The sequence below is a fragment of the Photorhabdus aballayi genome, assembly GCF_026153155.1.
GTDB classification, from domain to species: Bacteria; Pseudomonadota; Gammaproteobacteria; order Enterobacterales; family Enterobacteriaceae; genus Photorhabdus; species Photorhabdus luminescens.
Genome location: NZ_JAPFCD010000031.1, coordinates 1 through 20015, shown reverse-complemented (window position 1 = coordinate 20015; position 20015 = coordinate 1). Strand labels below are relative to the sequence as shown.

The following is a 20015-nucleotide window of genomic DNA, read 5'->3' as shown; positions in this document are numbered from 1 at the left end:
CAGGTGTTTTTCAGGGGTTATAATGAGTGAATCTATCATCATGCAACGATTGAAATCGCTGCGTCGATTCTCTGATGTCTGCCCGGTCAGGGCATATGATGAACAATACCAATTATTCCTGTGTGATAATAAATACATAGGTTTCGGTTTTGTATGCCGTCCGCTCAGTGGCACAACGGGCAAAGAAATACAGCAATTTCAGACCTTGCTATCTTCAAACTTTCCGGTAAAAACCATCGTCCAATTTGACCTGATTGCCAGCCCAAACATCGTCAGCAAAATTAACTATATGGATTATTTACGAATGGATTGTCAGGATCTAGTGCTTCGCAATGCAATCTACAATCGTTCTAAATTCCTGTTGCACAGTACCGACTACCCGATGAAAGGTATCGGTACCCGCGTTCGCAACTGCCTGTTGCTTATCACGATTAAGATCCCGATTAAATCAGAGTATGAAGTTCGTAACGATGAGTTAAACCTCATCAATGAATTCCGCAACACGTTCGATACAACGCTGAATATTACCGGCTTATGCCCAATACCTCTAACGCGTGAAAAATACGTAGAAATTCTCACATCCGTTTTCAATCAGGGTGAAAATGCATCATGGCGTGATCGTAGCCCTGTTCAGATTCAAGAAGATCTGATGATCTCTGAACAGTTGGTGGACCCTGATCGTATGTTCTTTGTTCGTAATAAATACTGCGGATTCGGGGCCCCGACTGACGCAAATCATCGTGGTGAAAAGCCAACCAATACAACGTTTGTCAGCACCCTAAGTGCGAGAAAGCTACCTAAGCGTTTCTTTCCAGGACAGGCTCAGTATTTCCTCGGTGACATGATGAGTGGTGCAACGGGTATTAAATCGTCCTGCATCATTTCCATGAGCCTGATCTTCTTTGACCAGCAGAACAGCAAGACTAAGTTCACTCAAAAACGAAACTGGGTTGTGCAACAAACTGATGGTCCGATTGTTAAGTGGATCCCTTCCCTGAAGCAAATCCGCGAGGGATATGACCTGCTTAGCGATAAGCTGGATAATGGTGAACCTATCTGTAAGGCCAAGTTCACTGTAACCATCTTTTCTAACTCTAAAGACGGTGTTTTCCGTGCCACTCAAGAAGCGGCGAGTTATCTCAATCCCTATCAGTTCAAAATGATCCCTGATAGCTATTTCGTGGCTCCAGTCTTCCTGTCCGCTCTACCACTGTTCAATGAAGCCGCGGCTGAAAAATCAATGGGCCGCTATCGTACTCTGGCGCTCAGTGAAGCGCTGGTGCTCTCACCCCTATACGCAGATTGGCAGGGTACGCAAAGACCAGCGCTGATGTTGACATCGCGTTCCGGGCAAATCCAGTCGTTAGATCTTTTCGACTCGGACACGAACTACAACGCTTGCATCGCGGCAGAATCAGGCTCCGGTAAATCGTTCCTGACGAACTACATCATTACCGCTTACCGTAGTTTGGGCGCAAAGGTCTGGTGTATTGACGTAGGTGATTCGTACAAAAACATCTGCGAAACCTACAGCGGTGATTATCTCGACTTCCATCCGGATAAAAAACCATGCCTCAACTTCTTCGAACTCATTGAAGATTATTTCGGTGAGAAAGCTGATAACGAAGACGGTGGAGAAGAAGACCTGATTATTGGTCTTCTCTCCGTGATGGCTGCACCTAAGGCGGGGTTAACGGACTACGAAGAAGCTCGCATGAAAGAACATGTAGCTACTCTTGTCCGAACACATGGCAAACAGACAACTGTTGATATGGTCTCGGAGTCACTGTTAAAAGATGAGGATCAGGACATTCGCCGTTTGGGCCACCAACTTTATCCGTTCACCAGCCGAGGGCAGTACGGAAAGTATTTCGTTGGTAAAAACAACATTGACTTCCGAAACCCGTTCACTGTGTTGGAACTCTCCCGCCTTGAGAGATCCGAACACTTAAAACAAGTTGTGTTGCTTCAACTGATCTACCAGATCCAGCAAGACATGTTCCTCGGTGACCGTAGTCAGATGAAAATTGTGATTATCGATGAAGCATGGGCACTGCTCAAAGGTAACATCGGAGCATTCATTGAGAAAGGCTACCGGCGCTTCCGTAAATATCACGGTGCTGCTATCACAATTACTCAGTCTATCAACGATATTTACAAAGACTCTGTTGGTAAATCCATCGCTGATAACTCAGCGTTCATGCTGCTTCTAGGTCAGAGTGAATCTGCTGTCAACGAAGCTGAGCATCACAAGCGCCTTGCGCTGGATGAGTCCGGATATCGCTTCCTTAGAACAGTTCGCTCCAGTAAAGGGGTATACTCGGAAATCTACGTCATTTCCAAATCCGGTCAGGGTATTAGCCGCTTGATTGTAGATCCATTCTCAATGCTTCTCTATTCCACTGCTCCGCAAGACGTCGCGGACATTCGCGAGAAGAAAGCGCAAGGATTTAAGACTGAACAAGCTATTAATCAAATCCTGCATGAGAGAGGTATTACCACATGATCAAACTCGGAGCCGTCGCCTTGGCCTGTGGATTCCTCGGAGCCGCCATTTATGGACGGTTATTTCCACCCGCATCGCCATACGATTACATCGCTGTAGCGAACTATATGGATGCATCTGGCAATTCTTTATCATCAGCTCAGATAAAGTTGGTTCAACACCGAGCCACTGAAATGGCTAATGCCGGATACATCATCTTCAACGCTTCATCCCTGTACAGCTATCCACAATCCCTTCAGATCCCTCAAACGGTATTTGTATCGGAAAAATAACGGGGGCTATGTGTTTTCTGTAACATTACAGTTTATTTGGAAGAACGTATACCGACAGAAACGTCCGTGGAAAAAACATATTTTTTTACTGTTTCTGGTAGGGGCTGTATCAGCCCCTATTAGCTATTACCTACTCCACCGTTTTGAAATCGGCATTGATCCACAAAATAATCAATGCCTCCCTCCCTATCGCATATATCTTGTCGATAAATACGACAAGGCACCTATAAAAGGCAAGCCCTTTGCGTTCGTTTCCGAATACATTCGTCCCTACAGCAAAGGAATTAAAATGATAGACGGCGTGGCGGGCGACACGATTACTGTAACGCCTGAGGAAACCACCGTTAACGGTTTCATGATAGGTGAAGGGCTGGAACTCGCTAAAGAGTCCGGTCATACGAAAGAAGAGTTAACGCGTACTGGTGTTATCCCTGAAGGCCGAATCTGGCTGATGGGAAGAACGAAAATCAGTTTCGATTCAAGATACTGGGGAACTATACCTGAATCCCAAATTCTCGGAAGAGCGTACCCGATATGGTAATTCATAAAAAAATCGCCACATTACGACTCACCACCATTGCATTGGCCGTACTTACCAGCACGGCTGTTTGTTCTACTATAGAGCGTAACATCGACCCTAAAATTATGGAATCACTACCTACGCGTCCAGTCAACCCTTCTACTGATTCATCTCTTCCCTCTCACTTGGTCGAATTGAGCGAAGCTGAGCGCAATGACATCGACCATCTGATCAAAGCTGCATACGAGAGCCAGAAAAAAGAAGAAACTGAAGCAAAAGAAGTTCATCGTTTGAATCGTGAAAAAATGAGCACAATGCCGGTTGCAAAAATGGCTGACGAACTGATTAACGACACGGTCACCGGCGCAATTGCCGATTCCGATATTATTGACGCCAATCAGAATAAAGTGGCCGGTGATTTTTACTATGTGCTGGTATCATCTACATTAGGCGATGACGAACTCAAGAACATGATGCATGACTATGATGGGCGTAATGATGTGGCACTTGTCATTCGTGGCGTCAAAGAGAAGAAAAACCTGCTCCAAGAACTGACCCTCTGGCAACAATTAGTACTGGATTCCGGCGCTAAGGTTACCGTATACCTTGATCCGGTGATCTTTAAAAGTTACAACGTTATATCCATCCCAACCATTATCCATGAAAAAAACGGCGAATTTGTTGCCCGGATTACAGGTATCACCAACATCGACTACCTGAAAGGTAAGAAAGGTGATTTAGGTACCGCAGGACCGGCTAAAGACGTCGTTGAAAAAAATCTAATGGATATGATCGAAGAAGGAATTAAAAATCTAGACTTCGAGAAAATGAAGCTACACGCCATAGATAACTACTGGCCTCGTCAGAAGTTTCAAGATTTTCCTGAAGCAAAGTCCCGAGCAACTCACCATATCGATCCCACGGTTATCATTCCACAAAACATTACCGCACCTAACGGTAACGTTATTACCGAAAAAGGGAGAATGAATCCACTTGATATCATGCCATTCTACAACAAACTCATTTTCTTTGATGCTCGTGTTGAATGGCAGCGTAAGTTTGCCAAGATGCAATTCGAGAATACTGAGCCGGGTATTACTCCGATACTCATTACCACCAACATCTACGGCAATGGATGGCAAACCTTCAAAGATACGACGCTCCATTACGGTGAAAAAGCTCGCCTTTACATGATTCAACCAGATATGGCTGATAGATTCGGTGTTGTGACTGTTCCCAGTATTGTTACCTCTAATAAAAAAGTTTTCATCGTTGATGAATACTCAAAAACTGATTTCAAAGAGGAAGAGAAAAAATGAAAAATCCTTTCTCATTAGTAACCAAAACTCTACTATCGATCTTATCAATCAGCCTATTCCTGTCCGGTGCAGCTATCGCTACTGATATATCTGCTATATCTGCGCCTGCGGTAAACAAAGTGTGCAGGGATAACAAACTACTTTCGTCAAAACTCTTCTCTGACGTTTGCTGGTCATGCATCTTTCCAATTAAAGTAGCAGGAATAACACTGGGGCCGTCCGGTAAAGTGCCGAACAATGCCGCATCGGGTACCGCATGTGCCTGTAAAGACGGGCTTGATGTTTATCATCCGGGTGTGCTGACAGCAATGTGGGAACCTCGACGCATCATCGAGCTCACTCGCACCCCGGGCTGCATGTCATCACTGGGTGGAGTGACAATGAACCTGGGGAACCAGTTGCAATACGGTACACAAACAGATGGTGCGTCAGAAGAACAACGAAAGCTCTTCTCAATTAGTTTCTACAATGCCCATATGTATGCACTGCCATTATTAAGGATGCTGAACCTGTATCTGCCCGGCCAATGTAACGCCGACCCATATAGTGATTTCGATATCATCAATTTCACAGAGATAGATCCGACATGGAATAACTCAGCGTTAGCTTTCTTCCAAAACCCAGAGTCAGCTGCCGTTGCGAACGTGGTAGCCCAGCAAGCCTGTGCGCTGGAAGCCACAGCCCAATTTGCTGGAAAACAGCCGATGGATTCACTTTGGTGGTGTGCAGGATCATGGGGAGGCCAATACCCTCTTACCGGCTCGGTTCGCAGTATGGATGCCTCACGCACAACAAGTCTGGCCGGTATCCGTCAGTTGGCTGCGGAACATCGTCGTGGGCTTGCGTATCGCTCAATGGGTAATGACGTGGTCTGTCGTTCTAAGATTTACCCGACATTACCAAAACAGCAATACAAACTGAACATGTTCAGTCCTACTCCGGAAACGAAAAAAGGTCATGAAATCGGTCAGTCACCATACCAATGGCAAGGTGGTATGTTCCGTTACCCTACAGGTATGGGGCAAGACTCTACTTACATGATTTACCAGTGGATGGATTGCTGTCGTATCCTCTAACTCTCCCCTGAATAGCTGTCTCTTATACAGAAATTCCTCACTTAATGTGAGATTTTTTTGAACTAAATATTTTTTTCACGATCAGATCTTCAAGGTATTCAATTTGAGGGTTTCTGAGATGATTAAAAACAATAATGAATGGGCTAAAGAGCAATTTGGTCACACTAAACTTGGTGACCCAAGAAGAACGGCCAGGCTAGTAAAAATGTTGAGCGATACCCACGACTACTTGCTTTGGAAGACACGACAACGTTGAGTTATAAACATCATTCGATACGAAATGAATTAGGACATGTCAACCAAGGCAACCGTTGGCGAGGACTTCTCGCTCACAGTATTAATTGTATCAATTTACCTCAGAACTTAAGCCTGTTGGACAACGTCAGATACAAGTCGCCCAAAGAGGAGGACGGAAATCAAAGGTAGTCACGCTTGATGTGAAATATGCCCCTGTGACGCTAAAAACCCCCGCGAATAAAACAGGTGATTCTATTCCGCTCTATTATGTTGGGTGTTCAGGGATAAGCAATGAGGATAAGCAGCTCAATTGGCATATCCTGACTAATGAACCGATAAATAATAAAGAGGATGCCCTTACAATTATCGGTTATTACGAAAAACGCGGGCTTGTAGAGGAGTACCATAAAATTTGGAAGAGTGAAGGAACAGACAGTTCAAAGCAAAGATAATCTCGATAGGTTAGCAAGCATTTATGCCTTCTTAGCTGTCAGGATATTTCAATTAAAATTTGCTAGTGAGCAACTTGAAGATATTAGCTGTGAAAAAATGTTGTCTCCAAAAGCATGGAAGTTACTCTGGCTGAAGAGCATAAAAACAGCACTCCCTGAAACGCATCCCACCGCTAAATGGGCATACGAACATCTTGCAAGACTCGGAGAGCAAACGAAATGGCAGAGCATCAGTAAAAACCTTGTGGGAAGGATGGCTAAAATTACAGTCCATCCTTGAAGGCTATGAACTCGCACTGTCTCTTGAACAAGACTTGTGATCAAGAGACAGCCCTAGGAGGTGGTTTAAGGATGACAAATCAACAGGCACATACTTCTCTCTATGAATACTAGCCGGAGCTATTTTTGACTGTCCCATATCTGAAGATATCTGATACCAGCCAAAAGACAGCACGGAAACAGGTGTCATAAATCGTGTCTAATGCATTATGATACCTGATAGTATCATAAACAATAAGTGAGACTAAAAATGGCTTTACTAAGGTATACAAGGATATATAAAAAATGAAGCCAAAACTGAACGCGTTTCTATCTATAATTCAATATCATATCTCATAAAGGTGAGACTTTTGGCGTAAATGTGCACGCTCCCCCATTCTGGGACATTTTTATGGACAATACAGGATTTTTACGCCTCAGGGGTTAAAAACGCCGCAATGGTGTTTCAGGCCGTTCATACAACGGGGGTTATGGTAAATTAACATATGCCAAAGATAGTGTTCGAACCTTAAAGTGGCAATAGACAAAATTGAAAGGTTGGGTGTTTGTAATAGGCAGAACAACGGAAAAGCTGCGTAAAGGCGCAGATGGAAGTCTTAATTTAGCAGTTATTCCAACAGAAGCTCGTCCTGTTGAGAATGGACGAGATTTTAAGCCAGTAACTGAAACTGAAGGATTTCGGCTCCAATATGAGTGTCCCAATGGACGTTTGTATCAAGGTAACTCATTTGCTTGGCTTGAATCTTTCAATGATGCCAGTGTTGATCTTATTTTTGCTGATCCGCCATACAACATCAAAAAGGCAGATTGGGATAATTTCGAAAGCCAAGAAAAATACATTGAATGGTCCATCAAATGGATCAAACAAGCTTCTCGTATTTTGAAACCTACAGGGTCACTGTATGTATGTGGGTTTTCTGAAACTCTAGCTGATCTTAAACATCCAGTTTCAAAATATTTCAAACATTGTCGTTGGCTGATTTGGCATTACAAAAATAAGGCCAACTTAGGTAGTGATTGGGGGCGTTCACATGAGAGCATCATCCATTTTAGGAAGTCTGATACCGCTAAATTAAATATTGACGATGTTCGTACTCCGTATGGGGCGCATACACTTAAGTACCCGTCACATCCACAAGCGGAATCTAGTGCCTATGGCAAAGGTACAAACAAGAAACGTGATAATTGGACTCCACATCCTCAAGGGGCAAAACCGAAGGATGTTTTTGATATTCCGACTACTTGCAATGGTATGGGGGAGAAAACGCCACATCCTACTCAGAAGCCAGAAGAGTTGGTGCGCAAGTTTGTTCTGGCTTCATCAAATGAGGGTGATCTAGTGATTGATCCATTTTCCGGTTCTGGAACGACAGCGGTTGTGGCAGAACAGCTTAACAGGCAGTGGATGGCGTGCGACCTTGATCCACTGTACAACGAATGGGCGATAAAACGGCTTGAAAGCGTTCGACGTATGACGAAGGAAGAGTGGATAGAATATGATAGAAAAACAGCAGAAAGAAGGAAATCTATCCGATGAATCTTTCTAAGTTAGTTGACCATGCCACAGACAAAGAACGGTTTCATACCGTCGAAGATTATATTGATTTTTGCTCTCGTTACTTGGAATACGTAGATACAGGATTGCAGGCACGTATCGTTTCTCAAAATGAGAGACACTACCTATTTTTCCAGTACAAACAGGATGGAAATTTCAATATAACGCGCCCACTAAATTCAAGGCTGATATATGATGCGGTAGGCTTTGCGCAACAATTCCGTTTGACGCTAGAGCAATTGCGCGATATGGGTAACAGCCATCTAGCTACTTACGCGAAAACCTTATCGCACCATCTATACACTTCAACAATCAGTTGGTACCGCTTTGGATGGCCTGCCTGCTGGTAAATCTAATCAAGCGAGAAAAGTAAATGGTGATCTGTTCGAGAGACTTATTAGATTGCTAATTGTTTCGTTCAATGTTGATTGTGTTTCTGGAACTATGCAGGCTCCTATCAAAGGTGTAGATGAAACAGAACTTTTCAAATCGAACTATCAACATGATTTGTTATTGAGCAAAGATGATGAGCTGAAAATAATTGGTTCTGTTAAAACATCAAGTAAAGACAGAATAGATAAAGTCTTTATGGATAAATTTCTTTATAACCGTCTTACTGATACTAAGCTTCCGCATATTGCAATTTTCTTGAATGACGTACAGCGCAAGAAAACTAAACGTGAGAATGAATATGGTGTTAGCGCAACGTTCCTGCCAGGGCATTTCAAAGCGTATACGGTCAAATTAAATCCACTTGATGGAGTTTATTACTGCGACATTCGTCCTAATATGGCGGATGATGCTTTGCTTTCTCAGCATATTAAGACCATTGATCACTTTTTCTTTTCTGATTTGTGGGAATTACTAAAACAACAAGGGCAGGATGTTAACGAAGTTGCAATTAAAGAAGATTAGACAATAACTGCCTATTATAGGGAGTGGCGAAGATCGCATCCCGCCAACACCAGTAGTCATAGATTGACTTCGGAACCCCAACCTGCCAGCTTATGAGCCTCGCTGGCATGACCGACTATGGAACACATGTGGAGTGATTGTAGCAAACAGCAAGGAGGCGGAGACAGAAGCGGCTAAACTGGCGCTTCAACCGTGCAATGAAAGGCTGGCTGTCGTGGACATAGCCCGGTGTGGCGTAAGTATCGGTGATAATCCCGACTTGCCCATACAGTGGTCAAGGTAAAAAAATCCCCTGGGTTTGTTGGTCCGGTGCATAAATCCGCTTTCCGGATCAGGGGTACTGACCTTCGTCTTTCTCTGCCGTTCCTTAAGGGCTGGCTTCAGACTTTTTTCCGGCTGCGGCTCGGTCTTCATTGACAGCGTTATCTAGTGCGTCAAAATAGGTGCCAAGGGGTACTGCACGTTGTTCGTTCCTGGATTTATGCAGATTGGCACTGGCTTTCAGGTAAGTGCTGTCAGTATAGAGTATCCGTCCCCCCCCTCTGGAGCTGTCTCTTGATCATATTTCATACTACAAGAGGCTGATAGTTGCAGGCAAACCCAATAAAGTTGCCATCGTTGCTTGTATGCGTAAATTATTGGTCATCCTCAATGCAATGGTAAAAACAAATAAACCGTGGGACGAATCACTCCACACGGTTTAAAGTGAAAGACAGTTGCTCATTAAATCCCCCGATTTTTTATCAGGGGATTTGTGTATGAAAGACAGCCTGAATAGGGGGTTTTTCCTATATTCCTTCTGTCTACCCCCCTGTGCAATCAAAAACAACAAACAATAAAAAACCCTATGTAGAGCGCAGGGTTTTATTGTGAGGGAGATTTTATGCAGTCAAGTATTACGCGTTGGTCGCAGCTTCCTGCTGATTATCGCTCGGATAAATGGGCAGCAAGGCTGCTTTCTTCTCTTGCTCTTCGTTGTTTTCATTTAGCTCATCAACGATAGACAATGCATGACGCTCCAGTAAAGACGCCATATTGCGGATCGTGTCACGCAAACGAGTTTTATAATCGTCAACTTCGTCCTGATTGAATTTGTTATTCAACCATAAACGGTCAATCAGCATATGTAAGCAGTCGAAGTTTTTAAATATTTCGACCAAACGCATTGCTTCCGGCGTTCTGACCTTAATATTGTAGGTTCGGGGAGCAGTATACGACACTTCAGAAATGTTACCGTTTTTAGATGCGTCATCAAGCGTCCGCTGAAGCGCATTAATACCTGAACGGATTTCTTTCTCCGGACCCGCTAGCACGTCGTTTATGGCTTTTTTGGTGCGTTCAATTGAGCCTTTAAATTTCCCATCCAGACGCTCAAGGTGCGTGCTATTAATGGTCAGAGTAAACAAAGAGCGAGACGTATTATTGTAGTGACGCTGCTGAAGACGAATTGCCTCCTGAGAATGTAGTGTATAGTTCACTTCAATTTCCGGGTTAGAAAACTCAACACGCTCGCGGGATGTTGATGCCTGTTTATCACCAGTTTGACGATTACGACGGCGCTGATGCCCCTTAGAATTTTGCTCAGTGGAAGTTACATTTTTTTGTTGCTCAGTTACCATATTTAATCCTCACATTTAAGCGCTAAGGCCATGTTATTAAGTCATACAGCAACAGGTATGTCATGAGAAAAGGGCTACGTATTGCTCTCAAAAACGGCGCTTGCAAAAATGCCCTCATATGATTTAAGCTACTTCAAACCGAGCTGACGGCGCTTCAGCATAACTTCCTTTAACTCATAACTTCGCGTGACCATACCGTATCTTGGAAAAGCCCGATCTTTTCCTCACAGGTTCCCTTCGCCTTAAATCAGGCCCGAGCATTTCTGATGTGTTATTGGCTTCGCCTTAACATGTCACTTTGTAACCCTTTACAGGGTATTTTTGGATCTCAATCCAAACCAAAAAATTGTTAACTTCCCTCTTTTTTAACTTCCTGCGTTTCCGCCACTGTGTTTTAAAGTCAATTTTTATCGACGCATTTCCATTTTATTTATTCACGCTACTTTCAGTAGCGTGTAGGTCCGTGGCCGGACTTCGCTATATAAATTTACAGGTGATTCTTATGTCCGAACCAATCTACATCATCATTGGCATTCCCATGTTCATTTCCCTGTTTTATCGGGTTGACTATGTACGCTTTTTAGCTCCTTTGTGGCTTGCTATTTATATTATCGAGCAAGGCTTCCTCTGGACTGCACACGGTTTCATTATCGCTGTTGCTTGTTTGGTAGTTGCTGCCCTTATATTTTATAAGTATCACGCAAAACGGTTCTTTAAGCAGGAAGACAAAAACTCAGACGAAGCGGATTCTTCTGAGGAACCTTCTGACAACGTTTCCAAAGCTGTATCCTCTCCCCATAACATCAAACGTTACGAAGGACAGTTACTTGCTTTTGGTATTGCCAATTGGAAACACAACCCGGATAACGATCTGTCGTTTTACGTTAACGTTAATGGAAAGGAAGTATGGGCTATCGGTCTGAAAGATGCCCTTAAAGCATGTGGAGCTAATGTTGGTGACCATATCGCTTTCTGGAAAGAAAACGAAGTTAAAACCAATAAAGCTCAAGTGTTGGATCGGAACGGTAAAGTTATAGGTTATCGTGAATTAAATTCTGAAACACACCGAGGTATCTGGCGCATGGTAATTATCGACTAATAATCAACCTAAATTTTTAAATCTTAGCCCAACTATTGTTGGGCTTTTAACTTTCTTAATTCTTCTAACTTTATATAATAAGGTGAAGCATGTATACTAATAATTACAGTAAAGAGAAATGTCCTTCCTGTCGTGTTGGATCCCTTATTTCTCAGGAAGATGAATATGGGATTATTACGGTGATGAACTGTAACCATTGTAGTTGGCATTTCTGCTGTGAAAACAACTGCCCTCTATGTATAAAATGTGCCGATGATATCGCTTATAAAAATCTCGGTATCAAGGATAGAACTGACGCTTTCTATAAGATGGCAGCTCTTAGGAAAGAGTTATGCTCTATGTCTAAATTAACTCCTTGCGTAATTACTCGCAGATTTCGAGTTAAGCAACTTGATCGTATTTTTATGGATTACATTCAACTAATCGGAACATCCTATTCCAATGGGGCTATGTACCAAATAATGCTTGAATATATTTATTCTCAGTATATTGAACTTAGCCTTCAATTTGATCCACACAGTTTTATGTAACCTCCTCTTCACTGATATATTTATGTTTCACTAGAAAAGAAAACCCGGCCTCTAACTGGGACCAGACCGCTGACAAACCTCGTTATTTTTAACGAGGTTTGTTTATTTCATTAAGAATAATAATGTAACTCAGTTTAATCACCCGCCTAGGCGTTATACCAGAGACACTCGATAATATGCAAACACTGTGGTCATCGATGTGACAGTACATTAACGGAGAGATTGGCATCTCTACGACGAGATATTCACGGTATACACCTCTTTACCGAATATCGTGTGATGTCGCTGATGTAGTAGTTACAAAGTACGACAGCTACAAAAAAAGACAAATTACGTGAAAATATCGTGATCAAGATTGATCGCAAGATTTATAAGTAACTTGAATTCTGTTTAAGCCGTCACTAATAAATCCTTTTCCAAATAGGAATTACTCAGTGACGGTTTATTCTTTTTAAGGTAATAAGCAATGAATCCGCCTAAAACCATTAATATGAATCCCTTTATACTACAGTGACGCGAGTACTCTATCTGAGAAATATTCTTTAACTTATCATTAATGGGGTTTAGGTTGAGTAGACCTGCCGGTTACCCGGACAGGCCCCTCCTCAGAACCGGACTTGCGGAACTACCTCTGGACAAAACTTTCGGAGTGTAAGAATATGTCTTATACTATGGAATGTTAATTAATTATCTGAATGAGGTGTATTATGGTATCGCGTACAATGACAGTAGATACCGGCGAAGAATTACGTGGTTTTGTAGAAAGCTTGGTTGAATCAGGTTATTACAAAACTAATAGTGAAGTCGTTCGGGAAGGATTACGGTTATTACAGGAAAAACAGGCTAAGTCCAAACTTGAAGCACTTCGTCAGCTAATTGATGAAGGTGATAACAGTGGAGAAGTTGTAGCTTGGGATCTCAATACTTTCCTTACACGTATGAAAAATAAAACACACAATGTCCAGTAAAACATTTTTTCTAAAGCCTAAAGCAGAACAAGATTTAGAGGCTATTTTTGAATACAGTTATCAAGAATTTGGCCTGGAAAAAACGTATCAATATATCAAGAATCTCGACAGGGCTTTTCATACACTTGCTGAAGCCCCCGAGCTGGCCCGGAATTACAGCCATGTTCGACCTGGGCTAAAGGCATTCCCGGTTGCTTCACACATTATCTTTTTTCGTTTAATGGCAAATGGGATCACTATTGTAAGAGTCTTACACCAATCTATGGATTATCAACGGCACATCGAATGATGTACTGAGGTTTCGCAAAAACTAGCTTAGCAACAAGAGGGAAGCTCAGGAGCAGTGGATGTGAGCATTCCATCACTGGTGTCTGAGGTTCAGGCAATACAGCTTTAACCTTATTACGCGGGTCTTGCACAACAACCGATTCGGTATGTTCGTCGGGCCTGTGCTTTTCAGTCATGCTTATGTCCCTTAAGATTTTCACCATCCGGTAAGACTGATGACCCAGCAGTATTTCTTCCAACTCCTCCTGCCTAAGGCAGGGATTCGATTCGCCGCTTTCACGGCGCACCCTCTCGACTCATACCGCTCCCATCAGGCAAACACGCCTGTCATTCCTGCCCGCCAATGGGCAAACAGCCCCTTATGCTGCTTTGCGATCCTTTGAAGCAGTTTTGAGGCTTGGGTTTTGTGTCTGCTCAGTGCCTTGAACTTTCGCCTGGCCCCGCGCACCAGCGCTTTGTTGAGTTGCCTGAAGACCTTATACAGTTCCGACCGGCAAAATTGACCATAATAATTCAACCCGCCATTGATTATGAAGTTTAGCCAATTTGCTATTTGTATCAGGTTCAGTTCTGTCCGCATTCGGATCTTCAACTTGCGGATTTTGAGTCTCATAGCTTTTTTGGGCCGCTTTGTTGACTGCCGGTGTAAAACTCACAAACAAACTGTTTCTTTTACGGTTCTTGACCAGCCTTGGCCTGAACGTATATCCAAGAAAATCAAAACAGGTATGTTCATATTTTCCTTTTCGTTCTACATCCTTATAGTAAGCAATCCGGGTTTTGTCCGGATAATGAAGCCTGACCACCATTTGCGCCACGCGATCCGCAACCCGCAACCGTGGGAATTCCCAGCAGACGTTCACCTCCCGTCTTCTTGGCAATAGCGACACCTTTCACCAGGGGCGGATAATAACTGCCCGATGATAAGCGGTTCCAGAGTTTGTACAGATTATCTTTCAGATTGGTTTCAAAATCCGCGAGGGTTTGACCCTCCACGCCTGCCGCACCTTGATTGGTTTTAACCCATAACCAGGCACGGTACACATCCCTTTTCTCAATGACAAATGGTTTTGCCTTAACCTCCGTATCTCCTCCTGCCTGACAGTTGGATACCGGGTAAGGTTGTCTGACGTGACCCCTTCGCTCCACATTCATTACAAATATTTCCTCACTACTACGAGTCACTCCGCCCCCGTATCACCCATCGGTACTCTCATACTTGTCAATTTAGTGACTTGCATTTCTCCCTTGACATCGTGATGACGGGTTCCCGCAGTTCCCAGAAAGAACCCGATACAAAGTCACGCCCACTCTACGTCGGACACCACCTGCGCAGCATTCGGAATTTACTCACAGATTTTCTCCCGGAAGATAGAAACGCCCCCGGTTTTGATGTCAAATCTCTTCTTTACGACGCGACGACGCGTCCACATGGGTTCAGTTTTACTCGTCTCTTTGTACCCTACCCTGCCGAACTATTGTTCGCGCTTTAACCTCAACGCTCACGACCACCGCTCTTTACGGCAGCCGCTTGAGGGGGTTTGAAGCCAGCTTCCGACAGAGGACTTCGGTGGGCCTGCCACCCTCTCCTCCTGAGCTTATGCTACATACTGGCTGCGTTCCCTACGCGGCTAGTTTGTATGCCTGCGGCACACTTTCGATGATAAAACGCCTTGATAACATGATCTTATCCCATTCAGCCAGCCAGCGTGCTTTCATATTTCGGCGCTTTTGGGTGACGAAAGTGACACCGGTTTTGCCTAAATCGTCTGCCAGTTCCTGACTGAGATAACCTTTATCGCCGTAAAGCGAACCCGTTAATGTTGTTATTAATTCGCGAACAGGTTCCCGAATCTACATTACCGGCAGTGACTTTAAGCGCCAGAATTTCACCCAAATGGTTAACAATCAAGTGTAACTTGAAGCCGTAAAACCCTCCCATCGAGGTTTTTCCTCGTTTTGCGCTCCCCTCAAAAACCTTATGATGGGGAATGCGGATGTTATGACAAATGCGCAAACTTGTGGAATCAATAAAAGCAATGCCAGTCGGTTTCCCTTTTAAGTGAGAGAAAGCGGGAATAAACGGAAGAGGCGACACTGATGATATCTATTTTCGCGACAAAATTGTTATCATTGAGAACGAAAGCGCGACAAAAATCGTCAACATCACAAAAAAGTTCAACTAATTTGTCCATGCCTGTTCCTTAATTGATATTGGTTTTTATCTTGGTGGAAAATTCCGATCTTGAAACAGGTACTGAGTTCAATTTTTTATCCAAGACTCAGGTTAATTAATAGAAAATCATTAATTTTAACTTAAAGAAACAGTTTTTCCATTATTTAATACCAAAAATAAATAGTTTCATTCATTATTTTAACCATAATTAAATAATAATATTCTTAGTGACACATATCACATATTCATCAATATATATAATTAAATCAAATACATCTAACCCAAGATATATAACCCATTAATTAATAAAGTATTTTTTCATTATCGCTCATTTTCCAATAAATCATATCCAATTGTTTTTTCTGAAAATTTATAATAACCCCTATTTCTCAATCATATCAGTAAGTAATATCTACATATTGATTGTTAAGTCAAATTCATGATTAATAGCGCCAAAAAAATTATATGACGCGTGCGGGATGCCAAAGAATAATGAAAAAAAAGGTTATTATTTTTACTAGTTTTCTTATTGTTACTACCAATGTTAAAGCCGCCGAAATTGCAGACCAGCAACTCATTCATCAACAAGAACGACAGAAAGCACTGGAAGCCCAATTAACACCGCCACCGGCGGACATTCGGCTGTCTGTTCCTGAAACAGCAGTCCCTTCTCAATTCCCTGACGATACGCCCTGTTTTCCCATTACGCGTGTCGTTCTTGAAGGCACGGAACATTTTCCTCACTGGTTACCGTTAAAGCGTTTAGCCCAACAGGGAGAAAACCAATGTCTGGGCACCCAGGGGATTAATATATTAATGACTCGGATACAAAACCGGTTAATTAATCATGGCTATGTCACTAGCAGAGTATTAGCGCCCAGCCAGAATCTGAATGCCAAAACATTAAAACTCATGATCATACCGGGCAAAATCGGGCATATTCGCTATACCGCTGAAAGCGGCAATTATATTCAACGGATAACCACATTCCCTCCCCGCGAAGGAGAGCTGCTTGACTTACGGGATATCGAGCAAGGATTAGAAAATTTACAACGTTTTCCTACCGTTCAAGCCAGCATGGAAATTGTACCGAATGAACAGTTAGGCGAAAGCGACATTGTGCTGGACTGGCGTCAGTCAAGACATTGGCGACTGGCTAGCTACCTGGACGATTCAGGTTCTAAAAGTACCGGGCGTTACCAGGGCGGATTAACTTTATATCTGGATAATCCTCTTGCGTTGAGTGATCTATTTTATATCTCCGGCGGACGCGATATTCGCTCCCCTTCCGGTCGCAGCAGCAAAAACTACACCCTCCATTACTCCCTACCGGTGGGATACTGGATGGCGGGCATCACTGCCAGTAATTATGATTACTACCAAAAGGTAGCCAGTCCAAATAAAGACAACAAATACAGCGGCGAAAGCAAAAACCTGAATATCCAACTCAGCCGACTCTTGCATCGTAACGCCAATCAGAGAACCTCGATTAACGGTGAAATTTATCGTCGCACATCCAGGAGCTTTATTAATGACCAGAAAATCGACGTACAGAGCCGGGAAACGGCTGGCTGGAAATTAGGATTATCTCATCGTCACTACATGGGTAGAGCGACCCTGGATGCCGGAGTAACTTACCAACAGGGAACCCGCTGGTTTGGCGCTCAGCCCGCGCCAGAAGAGGTCCGGGGCGAAGCAACCGCCCTACTTAAAACAACCCAGTTTTCTGCGGCGCTGGCGGCACCATTTACCCTATTTTCTCAGCCCTTCATCTACAAAACCCAATACCTGCGCCAAATAAGCGCCAGAACGTTGACAACACAGGATCAATTTTCAATTGGCAACCGCTGGACAGTACGCGGGTTTGACGGTGAACGCACATTAAATGGAGATCATGGTTGGTACAGCCGTAACGAACTGGAATGGCAAACGCCACTGAATGGTCACTCCCTGTATATGGGCATGGATTATGGCGAAATTGGTGGACCGGGAAATGAGCGGCGCCTGGGAAAACATCTGGCGGGCGGCGTTTTGGGCTGTCGCGGCAGTCTGAAAAGCGTGAGCTATGACCTGTTTGCCGGTATCCCTCTATCCAAACCGGATGGCTTTCAAACCTCATCAGTCACAACCGGATTCAGTGTGTACTGGCAGTACTAATTCAGAATAACCACGTTGCCAAAGCGTAGTAGATAAAAAGTGTTAGCGGAGAGAAACAATGAACAAGCATCTGTATCGTATCATCTTTAACAAAGCCCGGAACATGCTGATGGTCGTGGCCGATATTGCAGCTTCTGGACAAGGTAGTACGGTACGCCGTCGCAGTCGTCGGCAATCATCACAATGCCTGTGCAGGTTAACAGCGTTACGACTGAGTTTGTTATTGGCAACCGGCTGCATCTCCCTAACAGCGCAAGCCAATATTGTGGCTGACGGACAAGCGCCGGGTAATCAGCAACCGACTATCCTGAACAGCGCAAACGGTACGCCCCAAATCGATATTCAAACCCCTAACGCCGCGGGTATCTCACGTAATACCTACAGTCAATTTGATATTGATGAACGAGGCGTCATCCTTAACAACAGTCACAATGCGGTCCAAACGCAACTGGGCGGTATGGTGGCAGGAAATCCGTGGCTTGCCAAAGCGGAAGCCAAAATCATTCTCAATGAAGTGAACAGCATTAACGCCAGTAAACTTAATGGCTGGATAGAAGTCGCCGGACAAAAAGCCGACGTGATTATTGCCAACCCGGCAGGTATCACCTGCAACGGCTGTGGATTCATTAACGCCCATCGCGCAACACTCACCACAGGACAGGCCATGATGGAACAAGGCCGACTGAAAGGCTTTGATATTGAGCGGGGAGAAGTCCGCATTGAAGATCTGGGACTGGACAGCTCACAACAAAATTACACCGAAATTATTGCCCGCTCGGTGGTCATCAACGGCAAACTGCACGCGAAAGATCTGAAAGTCACCACCGGACGTAATATCGTTGATGCGGCTCACCAGAACATTGAGAAAAAATCTGCTGACGGCAGCAAGAATCCCTCATTTACGCTGGATGTAGCAGCGTTGGGTGGCATGTACGCCAATAAAATCGTGCTGGTGGGCACCGAATTTGGCGTAGGGGTACGTAACGCCGGCCACATCGGCGCCACCGCCGGTGAAGTCCGTCTCACGGTTGATGGGCAGATTGAGAATAGCGGCACGATTGCTGCGCGAAGTCATACCACAATCAAGGCGGACTCGATACAGAGCGCCAAAGGCAGTATTCTGGCCGCTGGCATTGATAGTAAAGGAAAAGCCTCTCTGCCTGGTTCACTAACTCTGGCCGCTAAACAACACATTCAGGCCAATGGACAAAACCTAGCGACCAATACGATAGCAGTACAGAGTAAAAAGATTGATCTCAGCGACAGCCAAACTTCGGCCAACAACATTCAACTCACTGCCAGCCAGCAAGAAGTTAGCACTGCCAACGCTACAGTCACCGCTGACCGCTTTACAGCTAAAACACCCGGCCAATTTAACAATGACGGCGGCACACTGGTCGCACGGGAAATCAACTTAACGACTCCAGACTTATCCAACAAGCAAGGGAAAATTAATCAAACCGGCAACGGCGAGCTGGTACTGAACACCCAAAAACTGAATAACCACAGCGGGACCCTTCTCAATGAGGGGAAACGTCTGGTTATCACTACAAGCAATCTGGACAACCGTCATGGAAAAATCGCCAATAATGGGGATGATCTGAACCTAACCGTCCACAAGGAAGCGAACAACACGGAAGGCGGGACAATTCAACTCGCCGGCAAAGGTAAACTGTCACTCAACGCCCATCAGTGGATAGGTGACGGAGGCGAACTGCTCTCCAACGGTGCACTGGATATACAAGCCCACAACCTGCAACTGAACAAAAAAGCAGTCACTACCGCCGATAAGATTACAATAAAAACAGACACATTAAGCCATCATAGTGGAGTAATGCAGCAACAGGGCACGGACAAAATGTCCCTTACTGCCAATATGCTGAATAACCAAAATGGCGAGATTAAAGGTAATGGCAACCTGAAAATCGATGCCGCCACCTTGGATAACAGCCGGGGTAAAATCGCTGCAACCGGTGGCAGTACAGAACTGATCATTGGGAAAAACATTGAAAACGTTGACGGACGAATCGAAGCCAAAACAAAGCTC

General features: G+C 44.1%; 17 protein-coding genes and 4 pseudogenes. 16 read left to right on the top strand and 5 right to left on the bottom strand.

The genetic code is table 11. The features are described 5' to 3' along the window. Nucleotides 1–22: 22 nt before the first annotated feature. The 9 genes and pseudogenes from traC to OO184_RS15280 all read left to right on the top strand — a co-directional run bounded on the left by traC (nt 23) and on the right by OO184_RS15280 (nt 9131). Nucleotides 23–2506 carry a type IV secretion system protein TraC gene (gene traC, locus OO184_RS15320; protein WP_265379922.1) on the top strand — a complete coding sequence of 828 codons (2484 nt, stop codon included), beginning with the start codon at nt 23–25 and terminating at the stop codon, nt 2504–2506. Then, nucleotides 2503–2778 (top strand): hypothetical protein, encoded by a 276-nt coding sequence (locus tag OO184_RS15315; RefSeq protein ID WP_265379921.1) that lies wholly within the window; start codon nt 2503–2505, stop codon nt 2776–2778. Before traC ends, OO184_RS15315 begins: the two co-directional genes overlap by 4 nt. Then, nucleotides 2687–3319: a S26 family signal peptidase gene (locus tag OO184_RS15310; protein ID WP_265379920.1), complete on the top strand. Its 633-nt coding sequence runs from the start codon at nt 2687–2689 to the stop codon at nt 3317–3319. The genes OO184_RS15315 and OO184_RS15310 overlap by 92 nt, the downstream gene beginning before the upstream one ends. Then, complete coding sequence (locus tag OO184_RS15305) at nt 3313–4617, top strand: TrbC family F-type conjugative pilus assembly protein (protein ID WP_265379919.1); 1305 nt, start codon at nt 3313–3315, stop codon at nt 4615–4617. The genes OO184_RS15310 and OO184_RS15305 overlap by 7 nt, the downstream gene beginning before the upstream one ends. After that, nucleotides 4614–5693 carry a TraU family protein gene (locus tag OO184_RS15300; RefSeq protein ID WP_265379918.1) on the top strand — a complete coding sequence of 360 codons (1080 nt, stop codon included), beginning with the start codon at nt 4614–4616 and terminating at the stop codon, nt 5691–5693. The genes OO184_RS15305 and OO184_RS15300 overlap by 4 nt, the downstream gene beginning before the upstream one ends. A 118-nt stretch (nt 5694–5811) precedes the next feature. Further along, nucleotides 5812–6702 (top strand): annotated as a pseudogene (locus OO184_RS15295) (IS4 family transposase). 500 nt (nt 6703–7202) lie between these two features. Then, nucleotides 7203–8198, top strand: a complete 996-nt coding sequence (locus tag OO184_RS15290) for a DNA-methyltransferase (RefSeq protein WP_265379917.1) — start codon at nt 7203–7205, stop codon at nt 8196–8198. Then, nucleotides 8195–8566, top strand: coding sequence for a hypothetical protein (locus OO184_RS15285; RefSeq protein WP_265379916.1), 372 nt, complete (start codon nt 8195–8197; stop codon nt 8564–8566). Before OO184_RS15290 ends, OO184_RS15285 begins: the two co-directional genes overlap by 4 nt. Further along, nucleotides 8544–9131 (top strand): hypothetical protein, encoded by a 588-nt coding sequence (locus OO184_RS15280; RefSeq protein WP_265379915.1) that lies wholly within the window; start codon nt 8544–8546, stop codon nt 9129–9131. The genes OO184_RS15285 and OO184_RS15280 overlap by 23 nt, the downstream gene beginning before the upstream one ends. A gap of 145 nt (nt 9132–9276) precedes the next feature. Here the strand turns inward: OO184_RS15280 and OO184_RS15275 are convergent. Next, a pseudogene (locus OO184_RS15275) lies at nt 9277–9669 on the bottom strand (IS5/IS1182 family transposase); the annotation flags it as partial. A gap of 28 nt (nt 9670–9697) precedes the next feature. Here OO184_RS15275 and OO184_RS15270 point away from each other — a divergent pair. Further along, a pseudogene (locus OO184_RS15270) lies at nt 9698–9835 on the top strand (IS110 family transposase); the annotation flags it as partial. 192 nt (nt 9836–10027) lie between these two features. On the opposite strand, the gene OO184_RS15265 reads toward OO184_RS15270, so the two are convergent. Further along, nucleotides 10028–10750: a hypothetical protein gene (locus tag OO184_RS15265; RefSeq protein WP_265379914.1), complete on the bottom strand. Its 723-nt coding sequence runs from the start codon at nt 10748–10750 to the stop codon at nt 10028–10030. 502 nt (nt 10751–11252) lie between these two features. Here OO184_RS15265 and OO184_RS15260 point away from each other — a divergent pair. The 4 genes from OO184_RS15260 (at nt 11253) to OO184_RS15240 (ending at nt 13636) form a co-directional block, all read left to right on the top strand. Next, the gene (locus OO184_RS15260; protein WP_265379913.1) at nt 11253–11849 is read left to right on the top strand and encodes a nickase; all 597 of its coding nucleotides are present in this window, start codon (nt 11253–11255) and stop codon (nt 11847–11849) included. An 89-nt stretch (nt 11850–11938) separates the two neighbouring features. Further along, complete coding sequence (locus OO184_RS15255) at nt 11939–12379, top strand: hypothetical protein (RefSeq protein ID WP_265379912.1); 441 nt, start codon at nt 11939–11941, stop codon at nt 12377–12379. Between the two features lie 707 nt (nt 12380–13086). Continuing rightward, nucleotides 13087–13347 (top strand): type II toxin-antitoxin system ParD family antitoxin, encoded by a 261-nt coding sequence (locus tag OO184_RS15245; protein ID WP_240043078.1) that lies wholly within the window; start codon nt 13087–13089, stop codon nt 13345–13347. Continuing rightward, nucleotides 13337–13636 carry a type II toxin-antitoxin system RelE/ParE family toxin gene (locus tag OO184_RS15240; RefSeq protein WP_132348752.1) on the top strand — a complete coding sequence of 100 codons (300 nt, stop codon included), beginning with the start codon at nt 13337–13339 and terminating at the stop codon, nt 13634–13636. Before OO184_RS15245 ends, OO184_RS15240 begins: the two co-directional genes overlap by 11 nt. 309 nt (nt 13637–13945) lie before the next feature. Here the strand turns inward: OO184_RS15240 and OO184_RS15235 are convergent, their stop codons facing one another. From OO184_RS15235 to OO184_RS15225, 3 genes and pseudogenes are all read right to left on the bottom strand, one after another. Next, the gene (locus tag OO184_RS15235) at nt 13946–14215 is read right to left on the bottom strand and encodes a group II intron maturase-specific domain-containing protein (RefSeq protein ID WP_265379911.1); all 270 of its coding nucleotides are present in this window, start codon (nt 14213–14215) and stop codon (nt 13946–13948) included. Nucleotides 14216–14394: 179 nt separating this feature from the next. Further along, complete coding sequence (locus OO184_RS15230; RefSeq protein ID WP_265379910.1) at nt 14395–14820, bottom strand: hypothetical protein; 426 nt, start codon at nt 14818–14820, stop codon at nt 14395–14397. Between the two features lie 465 nt (nt 14821–15285). Next, nucleotides 15286–15737: pseudogene (locus OO184_RS15225) on the bottom strand (IS982 family transposase); the annotation flags it as partial. A gap of 566 nt (nt 15738–16303) precedes the next feature. On the opposite strand from OO184_RS15225, the gene OO184_RS15220 reads away from it, so the two are divergent. Further along, nucleotides 16304–17968 (top strand): ShlB/FhaC/HecB family hemolysin secretion/activation protein, encoded by a 1665-nt coding sequence (locus tag OO184_RS15220; RefSeq protein WP_265379909.1) that lies wholly within the window; start codon nt 16304–16306, stop codon nt 17966–17968. A 58-nt stretch (nt 17969–18026) separates the two neighbouring features. Then, nucleotides 18027–20015, top strand: a 1989-nt coding sequence (locus OO184_RS15215; protein ID WP_265379908.1) for a two-partner secretion domain-containing protein, incomplete at its 3' end; no start/stop codon positions are given.

Excerpts from the sequence above, each read along its gene's own strand:
- OO184_RS15235 (WP_265379911.1), bottom strand. The coding sequence starts at position 14,215 with ATGCGGACAGAACTGAACCTGATACAAATAGCAAATTGGCTAAACTTC.
- OO184_RS15240 (WP_132348752.1), top strand. The coding sequence starts at position 13,337 with ATGTCCAGTAAAACATTTTTTCTAAAGCCTAAAGCAGAACAAGATTTA.
- OO184_RS15285 (WP_265379916.1), top strand. The coding sequence starts at position 8,195 with ATGAATCTTTCTAAGTTAGTTGACCATGCCACAGACAAAGAACGGTTT.
- OO184_RS15260 (WP_265379913.1), top strand. The coding sequence starts at position 11,253 with ATGTCCGAACCAATCTACATCATCATTGGCATTCCCATGTTCATTTCC.
- OO184_RS15315 (WP_265379921.1), top strand. The coding sequence starts at position 2,503 with ATGATCAAACTCGGAGCCGTCGCCTTGGCCTGTGGATTCCTCGGAGCC.
- OO184_RS15300 (WP_265379918.1), top strand. The coding sequence starts at position 4,614 with ATGAAAAATCCTTTCTCATTAGTAACCAAAACTCTACTATCGATCTTA.
- traC (WP_265379922.1), top strand. The coding sequence starts at position 23 with ATGAGTGAATCTATCATCATGCAACGATTGAAATCGCTGCGTCGATTC.
- OO184_RS15245 (WP_240043078.1), top strand. The coding sequence starts at position 13,087 with ATGGTATCGCGTACAATGACAGTAGATACCGGCGAAGAATTACGTGGT.
- OO184_RS15305 (WP_265379919.1), top strand. The coding sequence starts at position 3,313 with ATGGTAATTCATAAAAAAATCGCCACATTACGACTCACCACCATTGCA.
- OO184_RS15310 (WP_265379920.1), top strand. The coding sequence starts at position 2,687 with ATGCCGGATACATCATCTTCAACGCTTCATCCCTGTACAGCTATCCAC.
- OO184_RS15220 (WP_265379909.1), top strand. The coding sequence starts at position 16,304 with ATGAAAAAAAAGGTTATTATTTTTACTAGTTTTCTTATTGTTACTACC.
- OO184_RS15255 (WP_265379912.1), top strand. The coding sequence starts at position 11,939 with ATGTATACTAATAATTACAGTAAAGAGAAATGTCCTTCCTGTCGTGTT.
- OO184_RS15265 (WP_265379914.1), bottom strand. The coding sequence starts at position 10,750 with ATGGTAACTGAGCAACAAAAAAATGTAACTTCCACTGAGCAAAATTCT.